Source organism: Polynucleobacter kasalickyi (assembly GCF_900176405.1).
Classification (GTDB): Bacteria; Pseudomonadota; Gammaproteobacteria; order Burkholderiales; family Burkholderiaceae; genus Polynucleobacter; species Polynucleobacter kasalickyi.
Map to the genome: position 1 here is coordinate 133,470 of NZ_FWXJ01000008.1, position 13,457 is coordinate 146,926.

At 37.1% G+C, this 13,457-nt stretch carries 14 protein-coding genes; 10 read left to right on the plus strand and 4 right to left on the minus strand.

Features of this window, described 5'->3' with window-relative positions; all coding sequences use genetic code 11:
* Positions 1-33 precede the first annotated feature (33 nt).
* The 3 genes from grxD (at position 34) to B8983_RS14190 (ending at position 1,100) form a co-directional block, all read left to right on the plus strand.
* Positions 34-342, plus strand: coding sequence for a Grx4 family monothiol glutaredoxin (grxD, locus tag B8983_RS08780; RefSeq protein ID WP_084283795.1), 309 nt, complete (start codon positions 34-36; stop codon positions 340-342).
* A 135-nt stretch (positions 343-477) separates the two neighbouring features.
* Complete coding sequence (locus tag B8983_RS08785) at positions 478-825, plus strand: nucleotidyltransferase domain-containing protein (protein ID WP_084283774.1); 348 nt, start codon at positions 478-480, stop codon at positions 823-825.
* Complete coding sequence (locus B8983_RS14190) at positions 822-1,100, plus strand: HEPN domain-containing protein (protein WP_234986968.1); 279 nt, start codon at positions 822-824, stop codon at positions 1,098-1,100. The genes B8983_RS08785 and B8983_RS14190 overlap by 4 nt, the downstream gene beginning before the upstream one ends.
* 290 nt (positions 1,101-1,390) lie before the next feature.
* Here the strand turns inward: B8983_RS14190 and B8983_RS08795 are convergent, their stop codons facing one another.
* Together B8983_RS08795 and B8983_RS08800 are read right to left on the minus strand one after the other, a co-directional pair.
* Positions 1,391-1,984 (minus strand): phasin family protein, encoded by a 594-nt coding sequence (locus tag B8983_RS08795; RefSeq protein ID WP_159460868.1) that lies wholly within the window; start codon positions 1,982-1,984, stop codon positions 1,391-1,393.
* A gap of 240 nt (positions 1,985-2,224) precedes the next feature.
* Positions 2,225-3,097 (minus strand): beta-keto acid cleavage family enzyme, encoded by an 873-nt coding sequence (locus tag B8983_RS08800; RefSeq protein WP_084283776.1) that lies wholly within the window; start codon positions 3,095-3,097, stop codon positions 2,225-2,227.
* A gap of 53 nt (positions 3,098-3,150) precedes the next feature.
* Here B8983_RS08800 and B8983_RS08805 point away from each other — a divergent pair, with 53 nt between their 5' ends.
* The gene (locus B8983_RS08805) at positions 3,151-3,834 is read left to right on the plus strand and encodes a TetR/AcrR family transcriptional regulator (protein WP_084283777.1); all 684 of its coding nucleotides are present in this window, start codon (positions 3,151-3,153) and stop codon (positions 3,832-3,834) included.
* Here B8983_RS08805 and B8983_RS08810 read toward each other — a convergent pair.
* Positions 3,815-4,840 carry a Bug family tripartite tricarboxylate transporter substrate binding protein gene (locus B8983_RS08810; protein WP_159460869.1) on the minus strand — a complete coding sequence of 342 codons (1,026 nt, stop codon included), beginning with the start codon at positions 4,838-4,840 and terminating at the stop codon, positions 3,815-3,817. The two genes, B8983_RS08805 and B8983_RS08810, sit on opposite strands and share 20 nt — an antisense overlap.
* A 78-nt stretch (positions 4,841-4,918) precedes the next feature.
* A complete protein-coding gene (locus tag B8983_RS08815; protein ID WP_084283779.1) occupies positions 4,919-5,887 on the minus strand; it encodes a cyclase family protein in 969 nt (322 codons plus the stop codon).
* 233 nt (positions 5,888-6,120) lie between these two features.
* Here B8983_RS08815 and B8983_RS08820 point away from each other — a divergent pair, with 233 nt between their 5' ends.
* The 6 genes from B8983_RS08820 to B8983_RS08845 all read left to right on the plus strand — a co-directional run bounded on the left by B8983_RS08820 (position 6,121) and on the right by B8983_RS08845 (position 13,263).
* The gene (locus B8983_RS08820; protein WP_084283780.1) at positions 6,121-8,535 is read left to right on the plus strand and encodes a tetratricopeptide repeat protein; all 2,415 of its coding nucleotides are present in this window, start codon (positions 6,121-6,123) and stop codon (positions 8,533-8,535) included.
* A 298-nt stretch (positions 8,536-8,833) separates the two neighbouring features.
* Positions 8,834-10,159, plus strand: coding sequence for a tyrosine-type recombinase/integrase (locus B8983_RS08825; protein ID WP_084283781.1), 1,326 nt, complete (start codon positions 8,834-8,836; stop codon positions 10,157-10,159).
* 95 nt (positions 10,160-10,254) lie between these two features.
* Positions 10,255-10,896, plus strand: a complete 642-nt coding sequence (locus B8983_RS08830; protein ID WP_143736147.1) for a hypothetical protein — start codon at positions 10,255-10,257, stop codon at positions 10,894-10,896.
* A gap of 121 nt (positions 10,897-11,017) precedes the next feature.
* Positions 11,018-11,236 (plus strand): hypothetical protein, encoded by a 219-nt coding sequence (locus B8983_RS08835; RefSeq protein WP_084283783.1) that lies wholly within the window; start codon positions 11,018-11,020, stop codon positions 11,234-11,236.
* Positions 11,237-11,389: 153 nt separating this feature from the next.
* Positions 11,390-12,211, plus strand: coding sequence for a toprim domain-containing protein (locus B8983_RS08840; RefSeq protein WP_084283784.1), 822 nt, complete (start codon positions 11,390-11,392; stop codon positions 12,209-12,211).
* The gene (locus B8983_RS08845; RefSeq protein ID WP_084283785.1) at positions 12,208-13,263 is read left to right on the plus strand and encodes an AAA family ATPase; all 1,056 of its coding nucleotides are present in this window, start codon (positions 12,208-12,210) and stop codon (positions 13,261-13,263) included. The genes B8983_RS08840 and B8983_RS08845 overlap by 4 nt, the downstream gene beginning before the upstream one ends.
* The last annotated feature ends 194 nt before the right edge of the window (positions 13,264-13,457 follow it).

Genomic DNA, 13,457 nt, shown 5'->3' on the forward strand with positions numbered 1-13,457 from the left:
ATAAGTCATTATTGATTTATTTGGGAGCAGATGATGGATACTCAAGAGCGTATTAAAGAAATAGTGACTTCAAATCCAGTAGTGCTTTTTATGAAAGGTACTGCACAGTTTCCACAATGTGGATTCTCTGGAAGAGCTATTCAAATTCTCAATGCATGCGGTATTACTTCTCCATTTACCGTCAATGTATTAGCAGATGAAGAAATTCGTCAAGGGATTAAAGAATTTGCAAATTGGCCGACAATCCCTCAGCTATATGTAAAAGGTGAGTTTGTTGGTGGTTCAGACATCATGATGGAAATGTACGAAAGTGGTGAACTTCAGGATGTTTTTAAAGCCTAACTCCTTACGTTTCTTACGATCTAAGCAGTAAGTTTTACCTTCGATTCATAGCGGGCAACTGAAAATCCTTACTATTTTCAAGGTTTTATACATACCGGTTGCCCCAATTAGATTTTCTTATCATAATTAACTATTATGAAAGTAATTCCTTTCATCGACTTGGCCACCCAAAATGCAGCCCATGCATTTATCAAAAAAATCTCTAGTCAATACGATGTGAGCATGGCTTTTCTGTTTGGTAGTAGAGCGCGCCATACGCATCAAAGTGAAAGTGATGCGGATATTGCTATCCTTCTTAAGGGTAGTATCGGTCGTTTCATGGCTACAAAATTTGCTATGGATGACTTGGCCTATGATGTTCTTTTAGAAACTGGCATTCGAATTCAACCTTTGCCTATTTGGCAGGAAGAATGGGATCACCCCGAATGCTATTCCAATCCAGCACTCTTAAAAAATATTCGCACAGAAGGCATTGCTCTTTGAAGTCTGAAGAACTATTTTCTAAGGCAAGAACTGCAGCAGCTTCCGCTAGAATTTTACTTTCAGCAGGTGATTATGACGGTGCCTGTAAGCGAGCATATTACGCAATGTTTGATGCGGCTCGAGCTGCATTAATTGCTTCTGGACACTTAGAGTCAATGGTCAATACAAAAACCCATAGTGGTCTCATTTCGAACTTCAGCCTTAAACTTGTTAAAACTGGTCAAGTCGCGGTAGAGCTAGGAAAGTCATTAAATAAAGTTGAAGATCTTCGATGAATGGCAGACTATAAAGGTGACTCTGTTGAATTGGTAGATGCCACTTGGGCTGTTGATCAAGCGGATATTTTTGTGCTGATGCTCATAACCATCTTTATTCCTAAGGCATAGGTTGTACTTTCGATCGTACTCATTAGGCGATTTACTATGATCCTACTTTACCGTTTGCGCTTTCATACCCAGCCTAATCGACCAAATTAAACTGACTGAATAATAAAAAAGCCATTCTTGCTAAACAAGAATGGCTTAAGTACCAACTACTTTTTTAGATTTTAAATTGCTTTAATCTATTAAGCAGCTTTACGTGCTGTTGGACGAGTAGTAGTTTTTGCTGCAGTCTTTTTAACATTTGCTACTTGACCTTTGATTGCTTCAACTGCTTGCTCAGTTGTCTTTTCAACATTGCTGAGAACTTCTTTGGTTGCTGCTTGAACTTGACCAACACCTTGCAATGTTGTTTCAATAGAAGTCTTCAATGCGCTTACAAAAGCATCTGAACCTGCAGGTGCATTTGCTGATAAAGTTTCTACCCAGTCTTTTAAAGTAGTCTTCATTTGATCCATGCTGGCTTCTGACATTGCTGTCATTTCTTCAGCTGCTTCACGAACAATCTTCGTTACTGATTGTTGATGCGCTACTAATTTGTTTGTAAACCCTTCAAGACCACCTTCTTGTGCAATTGAAATCACAGCTTGTGGGTCTTTTGCATTCAACACTTTGCTTAAGGCATCGTTAGCTTCTTCTAACAATGATTTCGTTGTGTCAAAGCTAATTTCAGCCAATTTGTGTGAACGGTCAAGTGACTTTTCTGTCAAAGCCATTACACCTTGTACATTTTTAGCGCTAAATTCGTTTAGTTTTCCAGCAATTTGTTCGTAGTCCATGTGATTCTCCAAAGTAGATTTAAAATTAAATAGATAATTTTGTTGCATTGCAATAAATTTACTACCGTTGATATGAAATTGCAAGTAATTTATGTTGCAATGCAATAATTTTTTTAAATTTATGTATTTTTAAGCAAAAATCCCAGTAAGGATCACTCCTTCTGGGACTTTTACGTCTTCTTTGAACCAATCAGTAAAGAGCCATCAACTGCTTTTCACCTCAGGACTCAAGGACTTTTATTACATTTTTAAACCAAGCATTGCACGTGCTTCAGCAGAAGTAGCTAACTGACCACCTAAGTTTTGAACAATTACTTTCGCTCTAGTTACGAGTTCAGCATTGCTTTGTGCGAGTACGCCTTTTTCCATATAGATGTTATCTTCCATACCGACGCGAACATGACCGCCAAATAAGTAAGCCGCACCTACAATTGGGAACTCTGCTCTAGAAATGCCAAATGCTGCCCACTTAGCACCTGCTGGCAATTGACTGCGCATAAATAATAATGTTGCTGGATCGGTGTTAAAACCATACTTCACACCCATCACAAAAGTATAAAGACCTGGGCCTTCGAGGCTACCATCAGCAATCATATCTTTGGCTAAGTTCAAATCACCTGTGTCAAAAATTTCTAATTCAGGCATTACTCCAGCATCACGAATCACCTTTGCCATTTTTCTAGCATTTGAAGGTGTATTCATGACCACATCAGGACCTGAATTCATCGTGTTCAAATCTAATGAACAGATGTCTGGTTTTAATTTTGCAATGTGTTCTACACGCTTTAATGGATGGCAAAGGGTTGTGCCAGCAGCAAAAATCTTTGGCTCATCTTCTGATGGTACAAATCTACCGCCAGGACCTGTAGTTAAATTAATAATTAATGATTTGTTATGCTTTTTGATTAAATCAATGGTTTCCGCATAGTGTTCGATTTCCATGGATGGCTTGCCATCTGGGTGACGAACGTGAATATGCGCAACTGCCGCACCAGCCTCAGCAGCTTCTAATGCTGAATCAGCGATTTGCTGTGGTGTAATTGGTAAATGCGGTGTCATTTCTGGTTTCGTTAAATTCCCAGTAATTGCGCAGGTTAATATTGTTTTACTCATAACTTCTTCCTTTCTGTTTATACTTCAAATCTAATAATGTTTAAATGTAATTCATGCAAAAAATAAACTTTGACACCCTATCCAGTACTTCTAGAGAAACTGTAATGCGTTTGCTCGACGTTTCTGAAGTACTGTTCTCTGAATCCGGTTATGCGGGCACCACGGTTCGTGATATCTCGGCTAAATCGAATATTAATCAAGCTTTGATTAATTACCATTTCCAAAATAAGCGCGGGCTGTTTATGGCGATCTTTGCCCGCCGCGGGAAAATTCTTTCTGATGAGCGTTTGCGCCTCTTGGACGAGTTTCGACAAGAAGCAAACGGTCAATCGATTCCACTGAAAAAACTGATTTATGCGTTCGTTTATCCCCCTCTGCGTTTGGCGGGAGAAAGTACTGGAGGACGCGCATTTGTAAAACTGCAAGCACGTTTGCATAATGAACCCAAGGACATTGAAACCACTTTGCGTCAAGAATACTACGACCGGGTTAGCTTGGAATTTATGGAAGAATTTCATAAAACCTTGCCCCAAATCAGTAGAGAGTCAATTGCTTGGCGGATGATTTTTATCATGGGTCTGTATATTTATGTAGCTTCCAACACAGGGCGTTTAGAGGTTATTTCTAATCGCAAATGTAAAGGAAGTAACTGGAAAGAAGCTTTGGAAGAAATTCTTAATTTCTGCGAGCATGGCTTCTTGGCTCCAGTTACCGACACTACTCTGGTTTTGCCTTAGTTTCTATAACGACCTTACTCCAATGTTTTAACTCATTGTTAAGATACGTCGTTGTTTGAGCAACAGTTCCGCCGACCGGAATGAGTCCAGCCTGACTTAATTTTTCCTTCGTCTCAGGCTCATTGACGATTTTTGCAATCGCCCGATTCATTGTATTCACTTGCTCTGGTGATGTACCTGCTGGGGCTAATACCGCCACCCATGTATAGTCCTGAATTTGCGGATAACCTAATTCTTGCATCGTAGGCACTTCTGGTAATTCTGCAACACGTTCCGTACTAGATACGCCTAAAATTCTCACTTTACCTTGCTTATGGAATTGAAACACGCCGGCGACCGCAGTACATCCAATCGGTGTTTCACCACCAACTACAGCTACTGATGCTGGACCAGCTCCACGATAAGGGATATGGGTAATATCATTTTTCCAAATTACGTGGAATAAGTTTTCACAAGTCAAATGGGGGGTTGTGCCGCTCCCTGGTGATGAAAAAGATAATTTTTCCTTCACAGCATAAGCCTTGAGTTCTTCTAGTGTTTTAACCGGAACCTTTTCATTCACTGAAACAACGTTTGGTTGTGTGGCAATAATAATGACTGGTGAAAAATCTTTTGCTGGATTGTAGCCAGCTTTTTCACCATATAAAGAGGGGTTTACTGCATAAGATGATGAGGTAATCAAAAAGTTATAGCCATCATTGGGATATTTTGCAACGATTTGAGCACCGACGTTACCACCTGCGCCAGTCTTGTTTTCTACAAAGACAGACTGCTTCATAACATCTGTTAGACGATTACTGATAATTCTCGCAGCCATATCCACTGGTCCACCTGGTGGAAAGGATACGGTCATACGAATTGGTTTTTCTGGATAAGCTGCGTGAGCAGACATAGCAAAAGAGCTTAATAAAACGGTAAGCATGCCAGCAAAAGCGACTGCTGGTAATTGTGCTTTAGAAATACTTTTTTTATTGCTTAATTGCTGATTTATTGTTGTTGAGTGCATGTCGATCTCCCGCTCCATTGTCTGCCACGTTAACGTGGCAGATTTTTATGGTTTATTTTTAGTATAAAAGCTTATTTCTTACTTAATTGCTAATGGATTTGTTGGTGATCCAACAGCGCCAGTAATTGGCAATGCTGGAGCAACAAACATAAATTCATAAACACCATCAGCAGCACAATCATCAGCCAAATCTTTTAAGAAGAAGATTTCGCCCATGGTCATACCCATGATTGGAATAGTAATCCAATGCCATGGTTGGTTAATACCTGCTTCTGATTCATTTGGTCTCACTTCACAGCCCCATGTATCACTAGCTAGTGCTGCCAACTCAGTACGTTGAATCCATTCTAAAGTCTCAAATGCAAAACCTGGCGCGTCTCCACCTGGATAACCATCCCAACTACCAGCTTTAATCTTGTCTTCCATTTGACCAGTACGGACGATGATGAAGTCGCCGCGTTTAATTTCGATTCCTTGCTTTTTAGCAGTTTGGTCTAAATCTTCACAAGTAATACCGTAACCGTCAGGTAATGTATCCACGCCTTTGTAACGCGCTACGTCCAGCAAAATGCCACGGCCAACCATCTTCGTCTTCGTTTTTTCAATACCGCACTTTGCAGCACCTGCAGATGAAACTTCACGGCAATCAAATCCGTTATACATGTAGTTATCAAAGAACACGTGACCAAGGCCGTCCCATTGTGTGCCGCATTGCAATGGCATTACAACCATATCATCAGCAGCACGAATTCCACGCTTGTCTAACACGCCTGAATAGGCATCTGTACCCGTTCTTAACATCGTGTGGACTGGATTGATACGTCCCATCGATGGGTACTTGGTTTTGGCGCCTTGTGGACCAGAAGCATCATAATTTAATGCGAGGGAAATCACTTTACCCTTTTTTACTAAGCCAGCAGCTTTAACGATATCTTCTGGTTGCGTAAAGTTGAGTGTTCCTACTTCGTCTTCAGCACCCCATTTACCCCAGTTTTTATATTTCTCTGCAGCAGCGTCTAAGTCAGCACGATTGATTTTTTTGGTCATTTTGGTCTCCTCCAAGAATTAATTTACGACAACTATTTAAACATTTGTTTAAATTAACATCAAGACAATTTTTTGTCAATATTATTTTGCATTACACAGCGCAATGATTGGAATTGGGATGGATGATTTCATGTAACTCACTTAGCACCTGATGTTGACTTTGGACTAGCTCCAATCTGAAGGTTCTATACTAAGATTCTTAATGGACATTAATAATCGAATTTTTACTATTCATGATGAACCTCTCTTCAAGCGCACTGAATAAGCACATTTCCAACCTTAAAAAGACGTTTACGTCTGGTAGTAAAGACCAAGCGATAGCGGAATGCCAAAGTCTAGTGTTTCTTCACCCTTCAAATGCGCCATTAAGAAAACTGCTTGCGCATATGTTAGCAATCATCGGTAAACCCATCCAAGCTGCCAAACAACTTGAATTCGGTTTTGACTTAAATCCTGATGATGAGGAGTTACTTTTTAATTTAGCGATTTCTTATCGTCAAGGTTTAGCATTTGCTGAGGCGCTTAAGTTTTTAAGTATTTATGTGGAAAAATACCCCACTAAACTCGAAGGTTGGGGCAGTCTTGCCGAATGTCAATTCCAATTACAACTATTTCCTGAAGCCTTAGACAGCTCATCCAAAGCTATTTTGTTGTCTAATCAGGAAAGCCGCATTTTTTATATTCGTTCCAAAATTTACCGCTCATTGAAACAGTATGATGAAGCATTAAGTGATCTGGTGCGCGCAATTCAATTGCAAGATAAGAATCTTAGTTATGTGTTCGAATATGCTGAAGTTACCCTTACTCATCAGGGTAAGCATTTTGCGAAACCCTTTTTTGAAAAAGCAACCCAACTACAACCAACAGACTATGTTGAGCTTCTTTATTTAGGGAGATCCTTTTACGAGCTGGGAAATATTAACCAATCAATCGATATTTTTAAAAAACTGATTAGTGCCAATCAGCTATTGGAATCTGCGTATCTAAACCTTGGTTCAGCCCATTATGTTTTAAAGCATTATGCAGAAGCCTTAAGCTGTTATCAAGAAGTCTTGCGTCTGAACAAAAATTCGTCAGATGCAAATATCAATGTTGCAAATACCCTTATAGCTCAAACTCTTTTTAAGGAATCGACGCCTTTTATTGATAGAGCTTTAGAAATTGACCCTCATTCAAGTATTGCCTATAAATTGAGGGCTCAATCCCGCCTCGGCGCTGGGGTGGAAACAGAAATTTTAAATGACTTGCTACATGCTGAAAAATTAAACCCCTCCTTAGAGTCACTTCAAGGTGTTTTGCTGTATTCAAAACTCGATATTTGTGACTGGTCTGACCTTGCCCAGCGCAAAGAACAATTACAAATCGCAATTAAAAATTCTTTAGACCAAGTTCTACCTTTTCAAGCTACCCTCTTTTTTGACCTTCCAGAACTACATCAAATAGCAGCTCAAGAGTTTGTAAAAACGAATTTTCCAATCAGTCGTCACCCACCGCCTAATTTCAGGAAGTCCCAAAAAGATAAGCTAAGAATTGCTTATCTCTCACCAGATTTTGGACAGCACCCAGTATCTTATTTAACTGCCGAACTATTCGAATTACATGATCGTAATCAATTTGAAATTATCGGAGTTTCTTTAAGCTACCGGAAGGATGATGCCTATCGCTTGAGAATTAGAAATGCTGTAGATATATGGCTTGATGTTAGTCAATTAACTGATATACAAGCAATCGAATTGCTCCGTGATCAGCAAATTGATATTGCAATTGACCTATGCGGTCATACTAGTAACCATCGTCTTAGTTTATGGGCTCACCGTATTGCCCCCATTCAAATCAGTTACTTAGGGTATTTAGGTACTATCGGTTGCTCTCAGTATATTGATTATTTGATTGCTGATAAGACCATCATCCCGCGTGATTACAGGCAGTTTTATGATGAAAAAATTATCTATTTGCCTAGTTATCAAGTCAATGATCGTAAAAAAACTAAACCCGATATTGTTGTTTCAAAAAAGTCCTTAGGGATTCCTGATGATCATTTTGTCTTTGCTTGTTTAAATAACTCCTTTAAATATCATCCCGAAATTTTTGCGGCGTGGATGAAAATTCTTTCTGCCACCCCAAATAGTTCTTTATTACTGTTTGGTAAAAATCCAACAGTGATAAAGAATTTGCAATCGGCAGCTATTGATGCACAGGTGGATTCTAGTCGATTAATATTTTTACAAATGGTGGATTACGAAACTTATCTCGCCCGCCTGACTTGTATCGATCTTTTTTTAGACACCACCATTTACAATGCTGGCACTACCGCTTCCGATGCGCTATGGATGGGGGTACCTGTGGTCACATGTATCGGCAAGTCCTTTTGTGCAAGGATGGCTGCAAGTCTTCTAGTAGCCTCAAGCATGGACAATTTAATTACCTATTCTATTGACGAGTATATTTCGTTAGCAATTGAATTAGGGACGAACCCAGCAAAGCATCAAGTCATTAAAAATCAGCTAAGGTTAAATATTGATTCTTGCAAACTATTTGATAGTTCTGCAACTACCCGAGCTTTAGAGCAATCCTTTCAATTAGTTTGGAATAACTTTTTAAGTGGCGCCTTACCCAAAGATGTTGAGATTTCATCACATCTAAATTAGTCTTTAGGGATCGAGACTTGGTGAAGTTTTGTTATGGTCTTTAAGATAACAAAAAAGGTTTGTAGTCAGTTGACTACAAACCTTCATGAATTTGGTGCCCCATGTCCGACTCGAACAGACCACCTACTGATTACAAATCAGCAAATAAGCCCTTTTCCGTAGTATTCCTCAAGGTTACTTAATACCTTTAAATCCTTAATTGAATTGGCTTTATTATATATTTTTACTATTTTATGTATTCCTCTAAATTCCTCGAAATGCTATAATTGTGCTTACATAGTGCTTACATGGAGTTCACATGGCAAATCAGAGTAGTTTTACTATTGGCAAAATTAACAAAATGGTTTGTCCACCTGATAAACAACAGGTAATTTATTGGGATTCTAATAACTCTGGTTACTTTGGGATTAGGGTTACTCAATCTCAAGTCAAATCTTTCATTATTCAGACAAGATTAAACAAACAAACCATTAGAAAAACTATTGGTAATGTAAATCAATTAACAATTAAAGACGCCTTAGAAATTGCCCAAACAAAGTTACTTGAAATTAAAAAAGGAAATGATCCTAGAATTGCAGATGAACAGGCTATTGCAAAAATACAGATTGATAAAGCAAAAGGCAAAAATGGGCTTGTAGTTTGGGATGAATATATTAAATGGGGTAAGGTTCGAGGTAAAAGAGGAAATCAACCTTGGGGTTTACGCCACGCCCAAGAACATGAAAATATGGTTCGTATTGGTGGTAAGGTTCTTTCTAGGGGTGTTAGAACAGGACAATCTAACATTCAAGCTAATGGGGTTTTATACGATTTATTAAATCAACCATTAAAAGAAATAACGAGAGATCAAGTAGAAAAATGGCTTGAATCCTATTTAGATAGACCAGCAACTGCAAGGTTAGGCTTAGCCCTTCTTAATGCTTTTTTTACATGGCTTGGTAATCATAAAGAATATAAGAACGCTATTCATCTTGATGCTTGTTCAAAATTATTGATAAACATCCCAGCATCCAAACCTCGAAAAGACTCATTACAAAAGCAACAGTTAAAAGTTTGGTTTGATCATATTAACCGAGGTAAAAACAAAGTTACGAAAGCATATTTACAAATACTTGTCCTCTCTGGGGCAAGGCGAAATGAACTTGCAACCCTTAAATGGGAGAATATTGATTTAGTCTGGTATGAAGGCGTTATTAAAGATAAATGGAAAGGCACTAGAGCATTTTCAATTACTCCTTATATGGCGAAATTACTTCAAGATTTACCTAGAGAAAACGAATATGTTTTTTGTAGCCCAAAATCTAAATCTGGTTATATTGAAGAACCTAGATATGCTTTAGAAACTGCCATTAGAAACGCTGGTATTCCTCATTTAACTATTCATGGTCTACGCAGAACTTTTAAAAATATGTCTGAGTGGGTAGAAACCCCTGTTGGTATTGCATCTCAAATTATGGGGCATGAGCCTAGTGGAACTGCTGAAAAACACTATACAGACCGACCAATTGATTTATTAAGGCTATGGCATACCAAAATTGAAAAGTTCATTCTTGATGAAGCTGGAATTGTTCAACCTACTTTGGATGAATTGAAAGAATATAAAAAATTAAGATTAGTTAAATAAAGGTTATCCCAAGCCTAGCCTGACGAGGTGAAAGCCAAGAACCTTCCTTGGTTGGCTTAGGGGTTCTATTGAAGGGCATATTGAAGGCTATGCTTATGGAAAATAAGATTGATTGGAATTTTTGGCTCAAAAGAAAGTCAATATTAGAAATTGAAATGGCACTTCTTACCCTAGGTTTAAATCCAGAAAATTTTGAGAAAGATTTTTTTATGGATTGTCATTATTTAGTAAACCGAGATGATTTACAGACTATTAAAGAAGATTACGATAAAAGAATGATCTTTATTAGAGAAAATCGTTTTACACCATATAAATATATGGCTAATGAGGATGATTCAAGCATATTCTATTTCAATTCAAGAGGAACAATTAAGGTTAAAAAGTTTTTACTTTGGCTAAAGAATGAGGATATGGGTTGGGACTTGCCACCAGAGTTAAAGAATTATATTGATCTTATGGGTAATTCTAAAAACTCAATAAATATTGAAACTAACCATAAAAGATTAAATCCAAACGAGTGGCATCAAATTTGTGGTGATATTGCTTTAAAAGCATTAAATCAAAATTGTGAATACTCATCAAAGGAAGTTATAAAAATAATTCTTGAAAACTTTCAGAACGAAGGAATACTCTCAAGCAAAGGTAAGCCATTTTCAAAGCCTACAATTGAAAGATATTTGTCTGAGTGGGGGTTTAATGCAAAAAGAGCAAACATAAGAAATAATAAAAATAGTTAATCAACTAGTTATCTAGTTATTAAAATCAAAGACTTAGCCCTTTCATAACTTGATTGATTAGGTATTGCCCTAGCTTAAAAATCATTTCCTAGTAATTCAAATTAACGAAAGGAAATGTTACATGAGTGATTTACTTAAACAGTTATTTAAAGAGGGTTCTTTCCCAGAGGTTGTATCAACTGAGGTATTTGCCCAAGCCATTAACAGATCACCCCAAACCATTCGCAAATGGCATTGTTTGGATTGTGCCCCAATGGGGATTAGACCAATAAAAATAAATGGGAGATTATCTTGGAAAGTAAGTGATATTCAGAAATTATTGGAGGGTGCCACACTATGACCTACCAAATAAAAAAGCCAACCTCTCACAATTGGCTCTCTCATAAAAACACTTACAAGATCATTATAAAACAAGCCATTATTAAATTGGCTCTTTATGACTTACTTCCTATCAGCTTAACAACTTGGCTAATCAAGATTGCGAGGTTATGCCATGAATAATTTTTATGACTTCATTCACAACTTGGGTTACGAGCCTAAAAGCGAAATTGTCCCAAACAAGTTTATTCGATTTGGTAGGAAAAATAGCGTTTCAGCTAAATTGTTTGCAGATGGACAAGGTGGTTATTTACAAGATTGGCGTTCTGGTGAAAAACATTTTTGGTTTGCAAACGATTTTAAGAATTTATCCTCAATTGAAAGAAAGAATAGACAAGATGAGATAGAACGCATTAAACAGGCTCATGAGTTAAAACAATCCCAAATCCATAAGAATGTAAGCATCAAATCAAAAGAACTCTTTATGGGTTCTCAGGAAGCCTTAGAATGCCATCCCTATCTGCTTAGAAAGAAAGTTAAACCTTTTGACATTAGGCAACAAGGTAATAATCTTTTGATTCCTGTTTGTTCTGTTCTTGGAGAATTTCAATCTATTCAATTCATCAATCACGAAGGGAATAAATGGTTCTTTACAGGTGGCAAATCAAAGGGTGGGTGTCATTTTATTGGTAAGTTTTCAATAAATGATCCTGTTTTTCTTGCTGAAGGTTATGCAACTGCATATTCTGTTTATGAAGATACAGGATGCTTAACTATTGTGGCATTTAACGCTATGAATTTAATTCCTGTTGCAATTGATCTAAGAAAACATTTCCCCAAGGTAGAAATTATTATTGCTGGTGATTCTGATAAGACAGGTAAGCATTATGCTGAACTTGCATCAAAAGCAGTCAATGGCTCAATTACATTCCCACCCTTTACAGAAAATCAAAATGGAACAGATTGGAATGATTTTTTGAAGGGGGTTTCATTATGAGTATTGTTCTATCAAACGCCCAAAAGACTGAATCCTTAAATCCCTTTGAAGGAATATTAGAAATGGAAGTTACAGATGAAATTGTTTCAAAAATTGCAGATGCTAAATTTGCTTGGAAAGAATTATTTCCCCAAGGGCATTTAATTATTTTGGTGGCTAAAGCTAATGGGGGTAAAACCACCTTTATGACTCATGTAGCTGGTGAAATGGTTACTAATGGTTATAAGGTTCTTTATGTCAATGCAGATGCTGGGGCATCCCAAATAAAGGAATATTATCAACACGCAAAAGATAATGGTTATAAGCTTATTAACTTTGATCTAACAAATGGTTCATCTGAAACAGTTATTAACCAACTTGAAAATATGGCTATCGCAGATTATGACTTTTCAGATACAGTAATTATTCTTGATACTCTCAAGAAATTTTGCGACTTAATGCAAAAAACAAGTTCAAAGGTTTTCTATACACTTCTTAGAACTCTTACTGCCAAGGGTATGACAGTAATTTGCTTAGCACACGCCAATAAGTATGATGATAAAGAGGGTATGCCAATTTATGAGGGAACAGGCGATACAAGAAATGATTCAGATGAATTATTTTATTTAATTCCTGTTCGTAATCCAGATGGAACTATGACTGTTTCAACAAATACAACTCATACAACTGCAAAATCAAGAGCCAAATTAAAAGATATTTCTTTCACAATAACTGCTGATCGTAAGGTTGAAATTCTAAATAAACATATTGATACTTTAGTTTTAAGCCAATATCAAAGAGATTTAGAAAATGACTCTGAAATAGTAAATTTTATTTTAGACAGAATCGAATTTAAATCCCTATCTGTAACCGAGTTACATGATTTTTCTAAAAATAACCAACTTGGTTACAGTAGAAAAGATTTAGAAACAGTCTTAAAAAGGTATTCAGATATGAACAGTTCCTGTCCAGAGCCTAAATGGTTAGCCATGAAAGCAGTTAAGTATGGAACACTATACGGAAAGATTGCACCTTATTACGCCAAGGAAATTAAAAATAATTGGGGTGTCTAAAAGTATTAAATGTTTAATGTTAGAAAAGTATTGAAAGTTTGAAATGTTTCGTTTGTTTGGTAATAAGCCAATAGAGCATAAGTAAACATCTTAAACTTTGAGGGTGTAAATTAATCTGTGTAAGTTGATTCCAGTTTTTAGTGAAGGTTTAATCTTTCACCAAATTCAATCTCAAATCGATTCATCGCAGATCT

Bases quoted from the DNA above. Each gene is read 5' to 3' on its own strand.
- B8983_RS08800 (WP_084283776.1), bottom strand. From the start codon at position 3,097: ATGAGTAAAACAATATTAACCTGCGCAATTACTGGGAATTTAACGAAA.
- B8983_RS08825 (WP_084283781.1), top strand. From the start codon at position 8,834: ATGGCAAATCAGAGTAGTTTTACTATTGGCAAAATTAACAAAATGGTT.
- B8983_RS08795 (WP_159460868.1), bottom strand. From the start codon at position 1,984: ATGGACTACGAACAAATTGCTGGAAAACTAAACGAATTTAGCGCTAAA.
- B8983_RS08810 (WP_159460869.1), bottom strand. From the start codon at position 4,840: ATGCACTCAACAACAATAAATCAGCAATTAAGCAATAAAAAAAGTATT.
- B8983_RS08845 (WP_084283785.1), top strand. From the start codon at position 12,208: ATGAGTATTGTTCTATCAAACGCCCAAAAGACTGAATCCTTAAATCCC.
- B8983_RS08805 (WP_084283777.1), top strand. From the start codon at position 3,151: ATGCAAAAAATAAACTTTGACACCCTATCCAGTACTTCTAGAGAAACT.
- B8983_RS08840 (WP_084283784.1), top strand. From the start codon at position 11,390: ATGAATAATTTTTATGACTTCATTCACAACTTGGGTTACGAGCCTAAA.
- B8983_RS08815 (WP_084283779.1), bottom strand. From the start codon at position 5,887: ATGACCAAAAAAATCAATCGTGCTGACTTAGACGCTGCTGCAGAGAAA.
- B8983_RS08830 (WP_143736147.1), top strand. From the start codon at position 10,255: ATGGAAAATAAGATTGATTGGAATTTTTGGCTCAAAAGAAAGTCAATA.
- B8983_RS08820 (WP_084283780.1), top strand. From the start codon at position 6,121: ATGATGAACCTCTCTTCAAGCGCACTGAATAAGCACATTTCCAACCTT.
- grxD (WP_084283795.1), top strand. From the start codon at position 34: ATGGATACTCAAGAGCGTATTAAAGAAATAGTGACTTCAAATCCAGTA.
- B8983_RS08835 (WP_084283783.1), top strand. From the start codon at position 11,018: ATGAGTGATTTACTTAAACAGTTATTTAAAGAGGGTTCTTTCCCAGAG.
- B8983_RS08785 (WP_084283774.1), top strand. From the start codon at position 478: ATGAAAGTAATTCCTTTCATCGACTTGGCCACCCAAAATGCAGCCCAT.